This window comes from Collinsella aerofaciens (genome assembly GCF_009876115.1).
GTDB classification, from domain to species: domain Bacteria; phylum Actinomycetota; class Coriobacteriia; order Coriobacteriales; family Coriobacteriaceae; genus Collinsella; species Collinsella aerofaciens_N.
Genome location: NZ_WWSY01000001.1, coordinates 1 through 17,658, shown reverse-complemented (window position 1 = coordinate 17,658; position 17,658 = coordinate 1). Strand labels below are relative to the sequence as shown.

Here is a 17,658-nt window from a genome sequence, read left to right as displayed (position 1 = left end):
ACAGGCTCCATTTATGCGCGTAATCTGTGTGGTGTGAAATTTACAACTTAGGCGTTGATGCTGTTCACGAGCTTGGCAAGACCGGACTTGCGGTTGGAAGCCTGGTTCTTGTGGATAACATGCTTGGCGGCAGCCATGTCGAGACGCTTGGTGACGGTCTTGAGGGCAGCCTGGGCCTTCTCGGCGTCGCCCTCGGCGACGGCGGACTGGACGTGCTTAGTCAGCGTCTTGAGCTCGGACTTGACAGCCTTGTTACGCATGCGAGCTGCCTCATTGGTGCGGATACGCTTCTTCTGAGACTTGATGTTTGCCACTTCTGGAGTTCCTTTCGAGTTCCTTGCAAAAAATGTATGACACCTCTGAGACACGGTGAGGTCATGCAAGCGCCTACTATAGCACGCTCCCTCTCAAAGGGATAGAACGAATTTGTCAAATAGGCAGGTATCATCACGATTTTCTCAAGATGTTCGTAATCCAGAGCAAAAGCGCCGTCTGAGAATCGGCCGAACCCTTGAGCGCGAGCCCCACATCAACGGCACCCTCGAGCGCTGCGACGAGCTCGGTCATCGAAAAACGACGCGCCCAGGTCAGGTGATTCTTGACCTGCCAGGACTGGAGCTTGAGCGTTGCGGCCAGCTCGCGACCCTGCCCACGCGCGTCGAGCGCCTTGGCGACGATAAGCTCGCGAATGCGACCGCACAGCAATGTGTAAGTCCACACGTAGCTCTTGGAGGGCAGGAGCTTAAAGAGCTCGAGCGAACGCCGCATATCGCGAGCCGAGACGGCGTTGAGGAAGTCCCAGGGTTGGATCTCGGCCGTACGTACAATCCAGCGCTCAACATCGGCAAGTTCAATCTGGGGCGACTCGACCATCTGGGCAAGCTTAGCCAAGTCGTTATCGAGCATGCGCGTGTTTTCGCCCGAACGCGAGACGAGCTCCTCGGCGGCCGCCGTCGAAATCGACTTACCGCGCTGCGTCGCCATCTGCTGAACACGGCGCGGCAGTTCCCAGCGCTTGGTACCCGAGCAATCGACGATAGCCTTCTTGTCGATCTTGGCGATTGCCTTATACAGGCGCGTATTCTTGGCAAGTGAGTCAGCGATGATGAGGCAGACCGTTGTTGGGCTGGGACTCGCCAGATACCCAACGAGCGGCTCCGAGACCGCCTTGGCGAGCTTTGAGCAGCCATCGAGGATTACCAGACGAAACTCGCTGCCCATCGGAAAGGTGTTAAGCGATCCGATAATGGACTCGATATCGGGGTCCTTGGTCATGTCTCGCTCGTCGAGGTTGAACTCGACCATACCCGACTTTTCCAGACGCGCTTTCATACGCGAGACGGCGTGGTCGCGCTTAACTCCGTCGGTACCGACGATCAGATATGCCGGCAGCAAACCGGTTTCGGACATTGCGCCCCCCTCCCGCAGGCCTTCGTATTCGTTCCGTGCCATTCTAGCCCAGGGGCCCACCACACGCCAACGACGTCGTCACGGTCGCTGGCATCGCATCGCAAAGCCATTCGCAGTCGGTGTGACGGTAATGTCGCCGTGTTCGATGGTACACGCGAACACACCACCCGCTTCCTTAACGGCATCGATGCAGGCATCGGACGGATGGCCGTATCGATTCCCCTCACCGGCGCTTGCGAGGGAAAGCTCGGGCTTCAGGACGTCCAGCAACTCGCCATCGACTGAAACCTTGGAGCCGTGATGCCCAAGTTTAAGGACATCGATATCCCCCACCTCCTGCACGAATTCCCGCTCTTGGTCGAGCTCGGCATCACCGGTGAGGAGCATACGCAGGCCCTTGCCTTCCTGAACATAAGAGAGCAGAAGGACAAGCGAGTCCTCATTTCCCTCGCCATCCACGGACTCGAATGGCCACATCACGCGGGCGCAAAATGAGCCGATGTCGACCGTATCCCCACGGCGCACCTGCCGATACTCCACGCCAGGTCGGTTCAATACCTCGGCAGGAGCATCCTCCAGCGCATCCGCCGCCACGGCAATCGTTCCGACCGAAAACTGTTCGAGCACGGCAGGCAAACCACCCCAGTGGTCCTCATCCCAATGCGTCACAAAAACGGCATCGATATGGTGCACGTTATTGCGAACCAACGCCGCAACCACACGCTCGTCGAGCCCGCAGTCGACAAGTGCAACTGCGCCGCCCTGGCGGATAAGAATCGCATCGGCCTGGCCCACATCGAGCACCGTCACCGAAGGCGGAGCGAATCGATCCCAATAGACGTACGGAATCGCAGCCAAGAGCATCAGGCATGCAAGCCCCACCGCCATAGGACGTGCGCGGGGACGCGGCCACCAGACCAGCAGAACCGCCAGAAAACACGGCACTAGGTAAATCCACATGCTATCGGGCGGCACGCTCACGTATGCACCCGGCACGGCGGCAAACAGTTGCTCGAAGAACAGCGCGCAACGGGCGGCAATCATGGGCACAACGAGCGCCCAAGTCCGCAACGGTGCCACGAACGAAAAGGGAACCAGCACGATCGACACAGCGAGCAGTACGCTCACCACCGGACCGAGGACCGCATTTGCCAACGGAGCAATGAGCGAGAATGTACCGAAGGCAGGAATGGTAATGGGAAGTGTCGCCAGTTGCGAGCACAGCGTGACGGAAAGCACGCTGGCAACGCCCGATGGCACACCTAGCTCACCCAACGCGTAGGTCGCATGGGGACAAAAGCACAGAATGGCTAAGACGCTGGCGCATGAAAGCTGAAAGCCCATCTCGAACAGCACCGTCGGCCGCAGTAGCACAAAGATGGACATGGTTACGAAGAGTGCCGAAAGGCCGTGCCGACGACGCCCCGCGCCGTTTACGACAAGCGTCACGAACACCATGCAGCACGCGCGCACGGCCGAGGGAGACGCGCCCGTAAAGGCAGCGTAGCCCACAAGCGTTATCGCCAATATCGCCCGCTGAAGACCACGTGAGCACCGAGTCTTTTGCAATACACCCTCGATTACAAAGCCCACGATAGCCAAATGGCTGCCCGAGACTGCGATAAGATGCGCCGTTCCCGTCACCGAAAACCAGTCGCCCGCCGGCTGGGCGCGCAGCTCGGCCGAACGACCGCAGACGACACCGGCTATGAGCGCACGCGCCGGGTCGGTCGCAGGCGCGATGGACGCAAGCAGCCCATTTCGCAGCCGAAGCAGCGGCCTCGGAGAACCCTCATCGACCGACACAATCCGAACGGCTTTAACCTTGCGCACCTCGCCTCGAAGCACGCGCGATCGTCCATACGCATCGTTCTCAAAACGTGACACGCGACCGATAACACGCACATGCGCCCCGACCTTGAACTCACGGTCACACGATAGGCGAACCGTTGCCAAGTTCTTACCGTCCGAGCGCGCCTCGCAGGTATAGGAATACACGTCGTCATTTATGGATGGGTCACCCTGCACGACAAACTCGAGACTGCTTGCCGCTCGACCGTCGAGCGTCTTCGAGGCGTTGAGCGCACCCACGGCCCACCACGCCGAAACGACCGCACCCGCTATGAGACCGACGGACGCGGCATACAGCCACCGCTTCAAAGGGGCAAGCCTCGCACAAGAGTGAGCCAGCACAACGAAAACCGCTGCCGCAACGGGAATGGCCCATAGCGGCCCGACCGCCGTCGCCCGCTCCCTCAGCAGCGCATCAGCGGCTATGCTGAGCACCAAGGCGCAGCTCACGCACATGCCGGCACACAGGGCCATCGTCCACGGAATCAGGGGCCGCGGAGGCATCACGTGCTCTCGCTCGGTCGCACTCATACGCAGATGCAATCTTTGATTTTGGCAAGTTTTTTCTCACCGATCCCCGATACGCGCATGAGGTCATCGACCGAGGTAAAAGCCCCGTTTTGCGTCCGCTCGTCGATAATCGATTGAGCCATAGAAGGCCCGATGCCCGAAAGCGTCTGCAGCTCCGCCGCACTTGCCGTATTGATGTTCACGAGTCCCGACGAAGACCCCACACCAGAAGTCGCGGCGGCACCGCTTTCGCCCCCGCCGACCGCCGCAGCCGCTTGTTGCTCCCCCACCGCCGGAACATAGATCTTTTGTCCATCCGTGATCTTGGACGCGCGATTAAGCCCTGTCACATCCGCCTCGGCCGTAAGCCCTCCGGCGGCGTCGATCGCTTGGGATACCCGTGCTCCATCTTTGAGCCGGTAAACGCCAGGCCTCACAACGGCGCCATCAACATCGACGTACACCTCGGCAGCAGAAGAGCTCTTGTCAGACGACTCATCGGCATCGTCAGGTGACGCATCCCCGGCCCCGCGCACATCCGAGGCGCCCGCCTCATCGCTACGTTCAAACGACACGTCGCTGGAGTGGCCACCAAAACCTGCTATCGCCAAGCCGCTCGCGGCGGCAATGACAACCAGAATCGCCAGGACCATCGCCTTGTGGCCGAGCAGCTTTTCTGCCCAGCGGTCCATCCGTTTAACCCGTTCGTGTTGCTCGCGCTGCGCCATAGCAAACACCTCCCAACACCATCGTGTCAGGAAACGAACGCCGCAGCCTCCGCACGCCCACACCGGTTTTCGCGGTCAAACCAAAAGTTAACCAAAACCTTGCGCAAATGTGCCCGTTTATTCAGGCACACGTCAGCAAATGAACACTTAGCCGCAAAATGCCCAGATAGCAAAAGACCGACGATGCAGGCGCATCGTCGGTCTATGCACAAATTTACTCGTGATCTTGGTAAATCTCACGCGGAGCAAGCTCAGAATGTTTGCGTTTTAAGGTCTTAGGGGCCTTGTACGTGTTGCTCTCGAAGTCGATGTACTCGGTCTGCTTGAGCAGACGCTCAATCATCTCCTCGTGATCAAACAGTTCCCAGGCCTCATGCACGGCATCGAGTTTAGCGTGCGTCTCGGGACGGCGCGGCATAAACAACGTGCAGCAGTCGGGAGCGGCCTCAGTCGAGATATCGAACGTACCGATCTCCTCGGCGCGTGCGATGATCTCCTGTTTGTCCGAACCGATGAGAGGACGGAACACGGGAATCTTCACGGCCTCGTTGACGGCCATGATGTTCTCGAGCGTCTGGGAGGCAACCTGCCCAAGCGATTCGCCCGTAACGATGGCCCTGGCACCCTCGATGTGTGCAATGCGCTCGGCAACCGAATACATAATGCGGCGATACATGATAACGCGCAGGTTACTGGGACAGGTGACCGAAATCTCACGCTGGCAGTCGCCAAACGGCACCACGTACAGGCGGCCGATCTGGACACCCGGCTCAAGCGCACGGATGATATCCTGCACCAAATACTCGCTCGTATCGGGCGTCTGCGGACGACCGGAGAAATGCACCGGCACGCAGACCGCGCCGCGACGCGCGAGCATCCAAGTCGCCACCGGAGAATCGATACCCGACGACAGCAGCGTCACGACCTTGCCGGCAGAACCCACCGGAAGGCCGCCAACGCCGCGCTCGGAGCGCGCATACACGTAGACACTACCCTGAACCACCAGAACGTGCACCATCGCGTCGGGGTCGTGCATCTGGACCTTTTTATCGGGAAACGCCTCACACAGCACCTCGCCAACCTGTCGATTGATATCGATCGAGGTGAGCTCATAGTCAGTATTGGAGCGCTTGGCGTGCACCTTAAACGAATCGAAGGAACCAAACTCGCGCAGCGCCTTCACAGCGGCGGCGCAGTACTCCTGCGGGTCGCGGTTGGTGTGATACGCCAAAGACACACGGGCAACGCCGGGGACGGTGCGGATGACACGCGCCGCCTCGTCGGCCTGATGCTCGTTAAAGGTCACGAGGATATAACCGGAAATTCGAGACACGGCGTTCACGGAAAAGGCGGCCAAGGCCGCCTTGATATTATCCATGAGGATATGCTCAAAATGTGCGCGGTTCTTGCCCTTCAGCCCAACCTCGTGATAGTGGACTAGGCAGACGCGAGCCGCCATTTAGGCTTCAGCAACCTTGTGGCCGAGCGCCTTCTCGTAACGGGGCTCGTCGTAAGAGATGTCGCCGTCGACAATCTCGTCCATAGCCATCGAGATGGTATCGGCACCGGAAAGCCCGATGGTGATGTCATCGACATCCTGGACGGCAAGCACGCGGTTGTGCTGGCCACGCAGCATGCTATTGATGTCGCAGGCGCGCTTGGAGGCAAGCGAAGCGAGCAGGAAGCGGTTGTGATCGGTCTTCTCCAGAAGATCGTCAATGCAAGGCTTTACAACGGACACGGACCTCAGATCCTTTCATGCATATCGAGAACGCGAACGAGCTCATCGGTCGCGCGGTCGAGATCGTCATTCACCACGACGTCGTCGTAGCGGTCGGCAAGGGCAAGCTCATCGGCGGCGTTTGCCATACGCAGCTCAATCGTCTCGGGCGTCTCGGTACCGCGACCGACTAGACGCTCGCGGAGCACCTCAAGCGAAGGCGGCTTGATAAAGATCAGCACGGCCTCGGGGAAACGCTCCTTCACCTGCAGGGCGCCCTGGACATCGATCTCCAAAATCAGAGACGAGCCCGAGGCGAGCTTGGATGTGACCTCGCTCACCAACGTGCCGTAGCAGTTACCGTGGACCTCGGCCCACTCAACAAACTCACCGTTTGCCACGCGGCGGTCGAACTCCTCGCGCGTCAGAAAAAAGTAGTTGACGCCGTCGACCTCACCTTTGCGTGGTGCTCGCGTGGTAGCCGAAACCGTCAGACCCAGGTTCGAGCGGCGCTCGCGCACACGAGTGACGAGCGTACCCTTGCCTGCGCCTGACGGTCCAGAAATCACAAAGAGCTTGGAATCCTGAGCGCTCACTTATTTGGTCAGCTGCTCGAGGAGCTGCTCGCGCTGACGGACACCGAGGCCCTGGACGCGACGAGTAGCGGAGATACCGAGCTCCTCCATGATCTTGGCGGCCTTGGCCTTGCCATAACCGGGGAGAGACTCGATGAGGGTGGAAACCTTCATGCGGGAAGCGATGGGGTCATCGGAGTTGAGCACGGACTCGAGGGACTTCTCGCCCTTCTTGATCTGCTCGCGAAGCTCAGCGCGGGCGTGACGTGCGGCAGCAGCCTTCTCAAGAGCCTGCTTGCGCTGCTCGTCGGTAAGCTGAGGGAGTGCCATTCGTACCTCCAAATAGTTGGGTTATATCTGATTCAATAATTGGCATTTTAGCACGTAGAACGCACAAAAAGCCTAACCGCGGCTCCATAGGTTAGACGATACCCGCAAAAAGTGCAATATACTGCGCCCAAAGTTAAGCCCCTGACCTGCGATTCCACACAAAGGATGGGAAAGTTTACGCAGGCACAGGGGCTATTTTGTGCTAATGAGACCCAAAAGTGGTGACTTAGGGGAATCTTTTACGCGACGTTTTCGGCCAGCTCGGCGACGATGGCGTCAAAGGCGGCAACCGGATCGTCGGCACCGGTGATGGGACGGCCCACCACAATGTGGCTTGCGCCACGCTCGATAGCCTGGGAAGGCGTCGCCACGCGGGACTGGTCACCAAGGGCGGCACCCACCGGACGCACACCCGGAGTCACGATCAGGGCATCAGGACCCAGCAGCTCACGCATGTCGTGAGCCTCCATCGGTGAGCACACGATGCCATCGATGCCGTTGGCCTGAGCAAGCTTTGCCAAGCGGGCGGCCTCCTCGGCCACGGGAGACTCGACGCCGATCTCGCTCAAGGCATCCTGATTCATGCTCGTGAGCACGGTGATGGCGACGAGCTTTGCGCGGTCCTCACGCGCCTCCTCGGCACCCTCGCGGCAGGCAGCGAGCATGGCACCCGAGCCCAGGCCGTGGACCGAAAGCAGGTCGGCACCGGCAAGCGAGGCCGAGCGGGCAGCGCCGCGCACCTGATGCGGAATGTCATGGAACTTAAGGTCGAGGAAGACCTTAAAGCCAAGGTCCTTAAAGGTCTTGACGATCTGGGGACCCTCAGCGTAATAGAGCGTCATGCCGACCTTGAGCCAGGTGGCATGGCCCGAAAGCTCGTGGGCGAGCTCGAGCGCGCGCTCACGGTCGCAGTCGAGGGCGACGATAACACGGTCGCGGGCATCATTCTCTAGCATTCGAAAGCACCCACCAGCTCGTTGATGTCCTTTACGCCCTGGGACTCGGCCCAGGCCTCGAGCTCATGCGCGATCTTAAGCGAAGCACACGGATCGACGAAGTTGGCCATGCCGACCGACACGCAGGTGGCGCCGGCCAGGATAAACTCAGCCGCATCCTCGCCAGTCATGACACCGCCGACACCGTTGATGGGGATATCGACGGCCTGGGCAACCTCCCAGACCATGCGCACGGCGATGTGGTGGCACAGCGGGCCCGAAAGGCCGCCCTTGGGCTTGGCCACGCGGGACTTGCGGGTATGGACGTCGATGGCCATGCCCTGGATGGAGTTGATGACCGAAAGGCCGTCGGCGCCGGCAGCCTCGAGGGCCTTGGCGATCTCAGCGACGTTGACCGGCGCCATCTTCACGAACAGCGGCTTATCAGTCACCTTGCGGCAGGCGGCCATGACGGAAGAGGCGCCCTCGGGCGTGGAGCCCATGGCGGCACCGCCGGCGGCGATGTTGGGGCAGCTCACGTTGATCTCGTAGCCGGCAGCCCAGGGGCATAGCTCGACATACATCTCGAGTGCGCGGACAAACTCGTCAACGGAGTGACCGGCAACCTGACAGATGACCTGGCAGCCGTCCTTGGACAGCTGTTCGAGCCACGGACCGGACTCGCGGGCAAAGGCGGCCACGCCGGGGTTCTGAAGACCCACGGAGTTGATCATACCGCCGGGAATTTCGGCCATGCGGGGCGCGGGATTGCCGGGCCAGGGCTCGGCAGCGCAACCCTTGGTGGTGATGGCGCCCAGCTGGGAAACATCAAAGAAGTTCTGGAACTGCCAACCGTAGCCAAAGGTACCGGCTGCGGTGTTAATGGGGTTCTGCATCTTGACGCCGCCGAAATCGACGGCCATGTTCACGGTACCCACTAGAAGACCACCACCTTGGAAGCATCGAACACGGGGCCGCACATACAAGCACCCTTCATACCGTCAACCGTCTCGACATTGCAGGTGTTGCAGGCGCCAAAGCCACAGCTCATCATGCGCTCGAGCGACACCTCGCAGTACACACCGGCCTCGGCGGCAGCGGCGGCGACCTTCTTCATCATGACGGCGGGGCCGCAGCTGGCGACGTAGTCGTAGCCGCCCTCTCCAAGCAGCTCGGCTGCCGGATCGGTGCAAAAACCGTGCGTGCCGAGCGAACCGTCGTCGGTGCACACGTTAACCGTGGCGCCCAGCGCACGGAACTCATCGACACCCACGACTTTGGAAGCGGTGCCAAAGCCCAGGCACACGTCCACATCAACACCCTGCTCGGCAAGCATGCCGGCAAGACACAGCACAGGCGGAACGCCGATGCCACCGGCGACGAGCAGTGCCTTCCTGGTGCCCTCGGGTACCATCCAGCCACGGCCACCGGGGCCCAACAGGTTAGAGGTGGAGCCAGGGCCCATCTGAGACAAACGGCGGGTATCGTCGCCCACGACGGCGTACCACAGCTCGACGGTGCCGGCCTCGGCGTCGGCGCGATAGAAGCTCAGGGGCACGCGAAGCAGCGAGGAGGCATCGCCGGGCACGGCAATGTTCACAAACTGACCGGGCTTGAGCGCACTTGCAAGCTTGGGGGCCGAGATTACGAGCGAGAAGATGCCGTCGGCGATCTCCCGGTTCGAGACGACCTCGAAGTCGTGCATGCGTGCAGTGGAAGGTGTGGGCATAGACGCTCCAATCCCCCATGCGGCTGCATGGTCTAAACGAACAGAAAGCGCGGCACCGCAAGGGCGCCGCGCACAAAAGCGATAAGGCTATGCTAGCAGATGCAGCCGTCGGCGAGCGTCTGCTTGCCACCGACAAATACATCGGTGGCACGACCGGTGAGCGTGCGGCCGGCAAAACCGGAGTTCTCGGCGCGCGACTCGTAACCGTCCTCGCCAACCGTCCAGGTTGCGGAGGGGTCGAACACGGTCAGGTCGGCGACAGAGCCCGCCTTGACCTGAACCTGATCGAGGCCCAGAATCTCACGCGGCTTGATGGCCATGAGCTCGACCATGCGGCTCACGCTCATCTTGCCCGTGTTGACCAGCTCAGTGAGCACGAGCGACAGCGAAGTCTCGAGGCCAATCATTCCAAAGGGCGCGAGCTCGAACTCGCGGGCCTTCTCCCACGGGGTGTGGGGAGCGTGGTCGGTAACGATAGCGTCGACGGTACCGTCGATGACACCCTGACGGATGGCCTCGGCATCCTCGTCGGTGCGCAGCGGCGGATTGACCTTGAGCGAGGTGTTGTAGGTCTCGTCCAGGTCGTTCTCGGTCAGGAACATGTGGTGCGGGGTGGCCTCGCAGGTCACCTGGACACCGGCAGACTTACCGGCACGCACGAGCTCCAGGCCATGAGCGGTGGAGATGTGCTGGATGTGCAGCTTGGCACCGGTCAGCTTGGCAATCTCGATGTCGCGGGCAATCTGAAGCTCCTCGCCGGCGGCCGGCCAACCCTCGAGGGCCAGACGGGTCGAGACCTTGCCCTCGTTGATCTGGCCGTGGCCGACCAGATCTTCGTCCTGGCAGTGGCTCATAAAGACCTTGCCGAACATCTTGCCGTAGTCCATGCAGCGACGGAGCATGCCCGCGCCCTGCACGCCACGACCATCGTCGGTGAAGGCGACGGCGCCGTGGGCGACCATATCGCCCATCTCGGACATGGCCTCGCCCTTAAGACCGCGGGTCATGGCGCCCGACGGATAGACGCGGCAGTGGCCGACCTCGGCAGCGCGGGACTTGACGAACTCCACGACGGTGCCGTTATCGGTGACGGGATCGGTGTTGGGCATGGCGCACACGCCGGTGAAGCCGCCCTTGGCAGCAGCGCGGGTGCCGCTCTCGATGTCCTCTTTGACCTCGTAGCCAGGCTCGCGCAGATGCACGTGCATATCCACCAGGCCGGGGACGAGATACTTGCCGGAAAGGTCGCGGACCTCGGCTCCCTCGGCGGCGAGGTTCTCGCCGACCTCGGCGATCTTGTCACCGTCGATCAGGACGTCGACGACACCGTCAAGCTCGACGGACGGATCGACGACGTGGGCATTCTTAAGAAGCAAGGCCATTATCGGCACCTCCAAGCAGCAGATACAGGATAGCCATACGCACGCAGATACCGGCGTAGACCTGCTCCAGGATGACGGAGCGTTGCGGGTGGTCGGCCATATAGGAGTCGAACTCAACGCCGCGGTTGATGGGGCCCGGGTGGCAGATAATCGCATCGGGCTTCATGAGCTTCTCGCGGTCCTTGGTCAGACCGAAGAGCTTGTGGTACTCGCGAATCGTGGGGAACGGTGCGCCCTCGAGGCGCTCCTGCTGCACGCGCAACATGTAGACGACGTCCAGCTCGGGCAGGACGGAATCGAGGTCGCTCGTCACGTGGTCGCAGCCCAGGACCTCGGGCGCCGGCGGCAGCAGCGTGCCGGGGGCGACGGCGTAGGTCTCGCAGCCCATGATCTTAAGTGCGGGGATCAGCGAGCCGCACACGCGGGAGTGCGCGATATCGCCGACGACGGCGACCTTCAGACCGTGGAAGTCACCCTTGTGCTCCCAGATGGTGTACAGGTCGAGCAGGGCCTGCGTGGGGTGGTTGTGCTTGCCGTCGCCGGCGCAGATGACGCTCGCGGGCGAGTTCTGCGTGACGATGTAGGGAGCACCGGCGTGCTTATCGCGAACGACGATGCAATCAATCTTGTAGGCGTTGAGGGTCTCGACGGTGTCGACGAGGCTCTCGCCCTTGACCGTGGAGGTCGAGGAGCCGCCAAAGTTGAGGCTGTCGGCCGAAAGGCGCTTCTCGGCGAGCTCGAAGGAGCTGCGGGTGCGCGTCGAGGGCTCGTTGAACATGTTGACGATGGTCTTGCCCTTGAGCGTGGGGACCTTCTTGATCGCACGCTCGTTGACCTCAGAGAACGCCTTGGCGGTCTCGAGGATGAGCTTGATGTCCTCTTCGGAGTACTCGGTAATGTCGATCAGGTGCTTATGGTTGAACGCCACGGTACTACTCACCTCCCAGCGGCGCGGAGCCCACGTGGGAACCCGGCGCGACGTCGTTAATCTCGACGGCGGTGTGGCCGTCGACTTCCTTCATATATAGGTGCACGTTCTCCTCATGCGACGAGGGAACGTTCTTGCCGACAAAGTCCGGCGAGATGGGGAGCTCACGGTGACCGCGGTCAACGAGAACTGCCAGCTCGATGCGGCTCGGACGGCCCAGGTCCATGACGGCATCCAGAGCGGCGCGGATAGTACGGCCCGTATACAGGATGTCGTCCACCAGCACGACGCGCTTGCCGTCGACGCTGAAGGGAATGTTGGTAGCGTGGATCGCGGGAGCGAAATTGGTCGCATAGTCATCGCGGTAGAAGCTGATGTCCAGGCTGCCGAGCGGAACGTCGACGCCCTCGATCTCCTTGATCTCCTCGGCGAGCTTCTTTGCCAGAAGGTCGCCGCGCGTGACGATGCCGACCAGAGCGAGGTCTTCACAGCCCTCGTTGCGCTCGAGAATCTCGTGCGCGATGCGGGTCATCGCTCGATTGACGGCGGTCTCGTCCATGATGACCGCCTTGGGGGAAGTCGTGCCCATCGATCTCCTTCCTCACATGTCTTGACTGCTGACACAGTCAAAAAAATAGATGCCCGACCGCTTAAAGCGGACCAGACACCCACAGGAAGGGCTGCTCTTTGGCAGCTATGTAATTCCATGTGGGTATCTCGTACCCCTTTAATGGTCAAGGGATAGTGTAGCCAACCTCGAGCTTAATTGCGAGCATAAATACAGAACAATCCGTAAACGGAGCCCAATGCTCCATAAACCTATATATATTTGTGGGACGAGCTTGAAAACGCACGCACGAGCTGGCATAATCCCCTCTGCTGCACGCAAATCGGATCTACGTCCAGGGCCGTGGCGTGAGCACTATCGCCAAAAGAGGAATATCTCTGTGTAGATTACGCACAGGGAGCTGCTTCTGTGCTATAGTTCAGGCTTGTTTGTTAACGCGACATGTTCGTTTGTCGCCCAAGGAGGGTCAGTTATGTCCAAAGTTTGCGAAGTTTGCGGTAAGCACCCCGTTGCCGGTCGCTCCATCAGCCACTCTCACCGCGTCACCAACCGTAAGTTCCGCCCCAACATCCAGCGCGTTTACGTCGTCGTCGATGGTCACCGTCGCAAGATGAACGTTTGCTCCACCTGCCTCAAGTCCGGCAAGGTTGCGCGCTCCTAAATAAGGTCTTACCAACAAGTACCTCGGACTCTCCGGGTCAAAGACCTCGCGTTCATATAGAACTTACCAAAGGCGTCCTCCCCCCACGGAGGGCGCCTTTTTGCACTCATTGGGGACAGACTTACATGAGTGTTTGCAGATGTCAAAGGAATCATAGCCCAGCTGATATGCCTTGTAGCTTGACCAGCGGTACGCCTCAAGGGAGTCGCGCACACCTTTCACGGGATTGAGATGAATATAGTCGAGCAGCTGCACCGCCTGCGTGTCCGACTCAACCGCGACCCGCGAATAGCGATTGTCAAACAGGTGCCCCGTTCTCCCCGTTTTCCCATTGAAATACTCATGTAAGTCTGTCCCCAATGAGCGGGGCGATGCAGCAGGCAGATAATAAGTTGAAACGCTTCAGTTTATTGAAGCGTTTTAGTATGCCTTTTACGGGAATCTTACCGTTCGCCGAATAATTTCTTGCTATCATGCAACACGTAGGGTAAATCTCCGATCGCAAGGAGACACAAATGGTGAAAAAGTCACCGGAAAACACTACTCCCGCAATTGTGGACAACGTAGAGGCGCTTGAGGCTAAGCTCGCTCAGATGCGAGAGGCCCAGGCGCTTTTTGCTACGTACACGCAGGAGCAGGTCGACAAGATCTTCTATGAGGCCGCCATGGCCGCCAACAAGGCTCGTATCCCGTTGGCGAAGATGGCCATCGAGGAGACCGGCCGCGGCGTTCTTGAGGACAAGGTCATCAAGAACCACTACGCCGCAGAGTACATCTACAACGCTTACAAGAACACCAAGACCTGTGGTGTCCTGGAGCGCGACGAGGCCTACGGCATCACCAAGATCGCCGAGCCCATCGGTATCGTGGGCGCCGTCATCCCGACGACCAACCCCACCTCCACTGCGATCTTCAAGACGCTGATCAGCCTGAAGACCCGCAACGCCATCATCATCTCCCCGCACCCGGCTGCCGCCAAGTGCACCATCGCCGCCGCCAAGCTCGTGCTTGACGCCGCCGTCAAGGCCGGCGCCCCCGAGGGCATCATCGGCTGGGTCGATGTCCCCTCCATCGAGCTGACCAACATGGTCATGCGCGACGTCGACATCATCCTCGCCACCGGTGGCCCGGGCATGGTCAAGGCCGCCTACTCCTCGGGCAAGCCCGCCCTGGGCGTTGGCGCCGGTAACACCCCGGTCGTCATCGACGACACCGCCGACGTGCTGCTCGCCGTCAACTCCATCATCCACTCCAAGACCTTCGACAACGGCATGATCTGCGCTTCCGAGCAGTCCGTGACCGTCATCGACACCATCTATGACCAGGTTAAGGCCGAGTTCCAGAAGCGCGGCTGCTACTTCGTCAAGCAGGGTGCCGAGATGGAGGCCCTGCGTGCCGCCATGTTCAAGAACGGCGCCCTCGATCACCGCATTCCCGGCATGGCTGCCGCCAAGATCGCCGAGCTCGCCGGCATCGAGGTTCCCGCCAAGACCAAGATCCTGATCGCCGAGGTCACCTCCACCGACCCCGCCAAGGAGGAGTTCTCCCACGAGAAGCTCTCCCCGGTCCTGGCCATGTATCACGCCAAGGACTTCCAGGAGGCCGTCGACAAGGCCGAGCACCTGGTGCTCGCCGGTGGCCCGGGCCACACCGCCTCTCTGTACGTGCACCCCGCCCAGGCCGAGAAGATCAGTCTGTTCGAGCACGTCATGAAGGCCTGCCGCATCGTCATCAACACCCCGTCCTCGCACGGCGGCATCGGTGACCTGTACAACTTTGGCATGAAGCCGTCTCTGACCCTGGGCTGCGGCTCCTGGGGCGGCAACTCCGTCTCCGAGAACGTTGGGGTGAAGCACTTGATCAACGTTAAGACTGTGGCCGAGCGCCGTGAGAACATGCTGTGGTTCCGCGCTCCCGAGAAGGTCTACTTCAAGAAGGGTTCCACGCCCGTCGCCCTCGACGAGCTCGGTACCGTCATGGGCAAGAAGCGCGCCTTCATCGTCACCGACCAGTTCCTCTTCAAGAATGGCAACACCCGCGCCATCGAGGCCAAGCTCGACGAGATGGGCATCGCCCACGACTGCTTCTACGACGTCGAGCCCGATCCGTCGCTGCAGTGCGCACGTCGCGGCGCCAAGCAGATGGCTCTCTTTGAGCCTGACGTGATCATCGCCGTCGGCGGTGGCTCCGCTATGGACGCCGGCAAGATCATGTGGATGATGTACGAGCACCCCGAGTGCAAGTTTGAGGACATGGCCATGGACTTCATGGACATCCGCAAGCGTATCTTCACTTTCCCCGAGATGGGCAAGAAGGCCTACTTCGTCGCCGTCCCGACCTCTTCGGGTACCGGCTCCGAGTGCACGCCGTTCGCCATCATCACCGACAAGGAGACCGGCATCAAGTGGCCGCTCGCCGACTACGCGCTGCTCCCCAACATGGCTATCGTCGACGCCGACAACTGCATGACCGCCCCGCGCGGCCTGACCGCTGCCTCCGGCATCGACGTCATGACCCACGCCATCGAGTCCTACGTCTCCATCATGGCTTCCGACTACACCAAGGGCCTCTCCGAGCGCGCTGCTAAGCTCGTCTTCGAGAACCTGCCCTCCAGCTTCACGAACGGCGCCAAGGACCCGCATGCCCGCGAGGAGATGCACAACGCCTCTTGCATGGCCGGTATGGCCTTCGCCAACGCCTTCCTGGGCCTCAACCACTCCATGGCTCACAAGCTCGGCGCCTTCCATCACCTGCCCCACGGCCTCGCCAACGCCGTCATCCTGACCCGCGTTATGCGCTACAACGCCGCCGAGGCTCCCGTCAAGATGGGCACCTTCTCCCAGTATCCTTACCCCAACGCGCTGCACAACTACGCCGAGATGGCCAAGTACTGCGGCATCGAGGGCAAGGACGACAAGGAGGTCTTCGAGAACTTCATCACGAAGCTCGAGGAGCTCAAGGACTTCATCGGCGTCAAGAAGACCATCGCCGACTACGGTGTTGACGAGCAGTACTTCCTCGACACCCTCGACGAGATGACCGAGCAGGCATTCAACGACCAGTGCACCGGCGCCAACCCTCGCTACCCGCTCATGAGCGAGATCAAGGAGCTCTACCTGGACGCCTACTACGGCCGCGAGCCTCAGGATTACGCCGTCTGCTAGTTTTAGCACGGTTTTTAACGGCGGGGGTGCACGGGTGTTTCACACACCCCCGCCGTCGCTTCTATCGCATCGTTGAAAGGATGCAACCATGCTGCTACCCGATTCCAAGACCGAGCTCGTCCGCCGTGGCAACAAGGTCGTTTACGACCTGGGCGACAAGATCGTCAAGGTCTTTAACGAGACCAAGCCTGTCTCCGACGTGTTCAACGAGGCTTTGAATCTTGCCCGCATCAATGAGTGCGGCATCCGCAGCCCCAAGGCTCTCGAGGTTTCCCAGCTCGAGAACGCCAACGGCTGGGCGCTCGTGACCGAGAAGGTTCCGGGCACCACCCTTGCCGAGAAGATGACTGCCGAGCCCCAGCGCTTTGGTGAGTATCTCGAGATGTTCGTCGACCTCCAGATCGAGATCCACGGCTACACCTCCCCGCTGCTCAACCGTCAGCGCGACAAGTTCGCCCGCATGATCGACAGCCTTGATCAGCTCAATGCCACCACGCGCTACAACCTTCAGGAGCGTCTGGACGGCATGACCAAGGAGTTCAAGGTCTGCCACGGCGACTTCAACCCCTCCAACGTCATCGTCGGCGACGACGGCCAGCTCTATGTGTGCGACTGGGCACACGCCACCCAGGGCTCCCCTGCTGCCGACGTTGCCACCACCTACCTGCTCTTCGCCCTCAACAGCAAGGATCAGGCTGAGGCCTACCTGGAGCTCTACTGCGACCGCGCCGACATGCCCATGCAGGTCGTGCGTCAGTGGACGAGCATCGTCGCCGCTTCCGAGCTCGCTCGTAAGCGCAACGTGAACGATGAGTTCCTGAAGAACTGGATCGACGTCGTCGATTATCAGTAATATCTGAGCGATTTATTTCGCATCGGAGGCACAAGAAAACCCCGCAGCTCATATGAACTGCGCCCCAATTCTTGGACGGGCTAATAAGCGGCCTACGCCGCACATAGGGACTGATTCCGGAATTCCTCCGGGGTCAGTCCCTTCAGTTTAACCTGCCTCCTTCTCGTGTTCCAATGGATGATGTATTCGTCCAGGTCTCTCTTGAAGTCTTCGAAGCAAGGCCATTTTCTTCCGCGAAAGAACTCGTCCTTCATATGGCCGAACACCTGCTCCGTCGCGCCGTTGTCGATGCAGTTGCCCTTCCGGGACATGCT

Annotated in this window: 18 protein-coding genes; 3 read left to right on the top strand and 15 right to left on the bottom strand. The window is 60.5% G+C overall.

All coding sequences use genetic code 11. The features are described 5' to 3' along the window. Positions 1-47 precede the first annotated feature (47 nt). The 14 genes from rpsT to pyrR form a co-directional block, all read right to left on the bottom strand. Positions 48-314, bottom strand: coding sequence for a 30S ribosomal protein S20 (gene rpsT / locus GT571_RS10025; protein WP_022094714.1), 267 nt, complete (start codon positions 312-314; stop codon positions 48-50). A gap of 133 nt (positions 315-447) precedes the next feature. Continuing rightward, entirely contained in the window at positions 448-1,410 is a 963-nt protein-coding gene (gene holA / locus GT571_RS00085) for a DNA polymerase III subunit delta (RefSeq protein ID WP_161154647.1), read from the bottom strand. Positions 1,411-1,488: 78 nt separating this feature from the next. Further along, a complete protein-coding gene (locus GT571_RS00080) occupies positions 1,489-3,792 on the bottom strand; it encodes a DNA internalization-related competence protein ComEC/Rec2 (RefSeq protein WP_204987172.1) in 2,304 nt (767 codons plus the stop codon). Next, positions 3,789-4,499, bottom strand: a complete 711-nt coding sequence (locus GT571_RS00075; RefSeq protein WP_117806317.1) for a ComEA family DNA-binding protein — start codon at positions 4,497-4,499, stop codon at positions 3,789-3,791. The genes GT571_RS00080 and GT571_RS00075 overlap by 4 nt, the downstream gene beginning before the upstream one ends. Positions 4,500-4,713: 214 nt before the next feature. Continuing rightward, positions 4,714-5,958 carry a tRNA uracil 4-sulfurtransferase ThiI gene (gene thiI / locus GT571_RS00070; protein ID WP_117635259.1) on the bottom strand — a complete coding sequence of 415 codons (1,245 nt, stop codon included), beginning with the start codon at positions 5,956-5,958 and terminating at the stop codon, positions 4,714-4,716. After that, positions 5,959-6,240: a DNA-directed RNA polymerase subunit omega gene (locus tag GT571_RS00065; RefSeq protein ID WP_161154643.1), complete on the bottom strand. Its 282-nt coding sequence runs from the start codon at positions 6,238-6,240 to the stop codon at positions 5,959-5,961. A 5-nt stretch (positions 6,241-6,245) separates the two neighbouring features. Beyond that, positions 6,246-6,815: a guanylate kinase gene (gene gmk / locus GT571_RS00060; protein ID WP_099431806.1), complete on the bottom strand. Its 570-nt coding sequence runs from the start codon at positions 6,813-6,815 to the stop codon at positions 6,246-6,248. After that, entirely contained in the window at positions 6,816-7,124 is a 309-nt protein-coding gene (gene mihF / locus GT571_RS00055) for an integration host factor, actinobacterial type (protein WP_006236130.1), read from the bottom strand. A gap of 239 nt (positions 7,125-7,363) precedes the next feature. Further along, entirely contained in the window at positions 7,364-8,080 is a 717-nt protein-coding gene (gene pyrF, locus GT571_RS00050) for an orotidine-5'-phosphate decarboxylase (RefSeq protein ID WP_161154641.1), read from the bottom strand. Then, positions 8,074-8,982, bottom strand: coding sequence for a dihydroorotate dehydrogenase (locus GT571_RS00045; protein ID WP_006236128.1), 909 nt, complete (start codon positions 8,980-8,982; stop codon positions 8,074-8,076). The genes pyrF and GT571_RS00045 overlap by 7 nt, the downstream gene beginning before the upstream one ends. 14 nt (positions 8,983-8,996) lie before the next feature. Next, positions 8,997-9,764 carry a dihydroorotate dehydrogenase electron transfer subunit gene (locus tag GT571_RS00040; RefSeq protein WP_117564270.1) on the bottom strand — a complete coding sequence of 256 codons (768 nt, stop codon included), beginning with the start codon at positions 9,762-9,764 and terminating at the stop codon, positions 8,997-8,999. Positions 9,765-9,880: 116 nt separating this feature from the next. Then, positions 9,881-11,170, bottom strand: coding sequence for a dihydroorotase (locus GT571_RS00035; RefSeq protein ID WP_161154639.1), 1,290 nt, complete (start codon positions 11,168-11,170; stop codon positions 9,881-9,883). Further along, complete coding sequence (locus GT571_RS00030) at positions 11,154-12,098, bottom strand: aspartate carbamoyltransferase catalytic subunit (protein WP_035138537.1); 945 nt, start codon at positions 12,096-12,098, stop codon at positions 11,154-11,156. The genes GT571_RS00035 and GT571_RS00030 overlap by 17 nt, the downstream gene beginning before the upstream one ends. 4 nt (positions 12,099-12,102) lie before the next feature. Beyond that, the gene (pyrR, locus tag GT571_RS00025) at positions 12,103-12,687 is read right to left on the bottom strand and encodes a bifunctional pyr operon transcriptional regulator/uracil phosphoribosyltransferase PyrR (protein WP_006236123.1); all 585 of its coding nucleotides are present in this window, start codon (positions 12,685-12,687) and stop codon (positions 12,103-12,105) included. 451 nt (positions 12,688-13,138) lie between these two features. Between pyrR and rpmB the strand changes: the two genes are divergently transcribed. The 3 genes from rpmB to GT571_RS00010 all read left to right on the top strand — a co-directional run bounded on the left by rpmB (position 13,139) and on the right by GT571_RS00010 (position 17,344). Then, entirely contained in the window at positions 13,139-13,327 is a 189-nt protein-coding gene (rpmB, locus tag GT571_RS00020; protein ID WP_022094725.1) for a 50S ribosomal protein L28, read from the top strand. A gap of 515 nt (positions 13,328-13,842) precedes the next feature. Then, complete coding sequence (gene adhE, locus GT571_RS00015; RefSeq protein ID WP_055250041.1) at positions 13,843-16,491, top strand: bifunctional acetaldehyde-CoA/alcohol dehydrogenase; 2,649 nt, start codon at positions 13,843-13,845, stop codon at positions 16,489-16,491. An 88-nt stretch (positions 16,492-16,579) separates the two neighbouring features. Then, a complete protein-coding gene (locus tag GT571_RS00010) occupies positions 16,580-17,344 on the top strand; it encodes an aminoglycoside phosphotransferase family protein (protein ID WP_006236119.1) in 765 nt (254 codons plus the stop codon). Between the two features lie 92 nt (positions 17,345-17,436). Here GT571_RS00010 and GT571_RS00005 read toward each other — a convergent pair. Further along, a partial coding sequence (locus tag GT571_RS00005; protein ID WP_161154637.1) for an IS3 family transposase occupies positions 17,437-17,658 on the bottom strand: 222 nt, incomplete at its 5' end.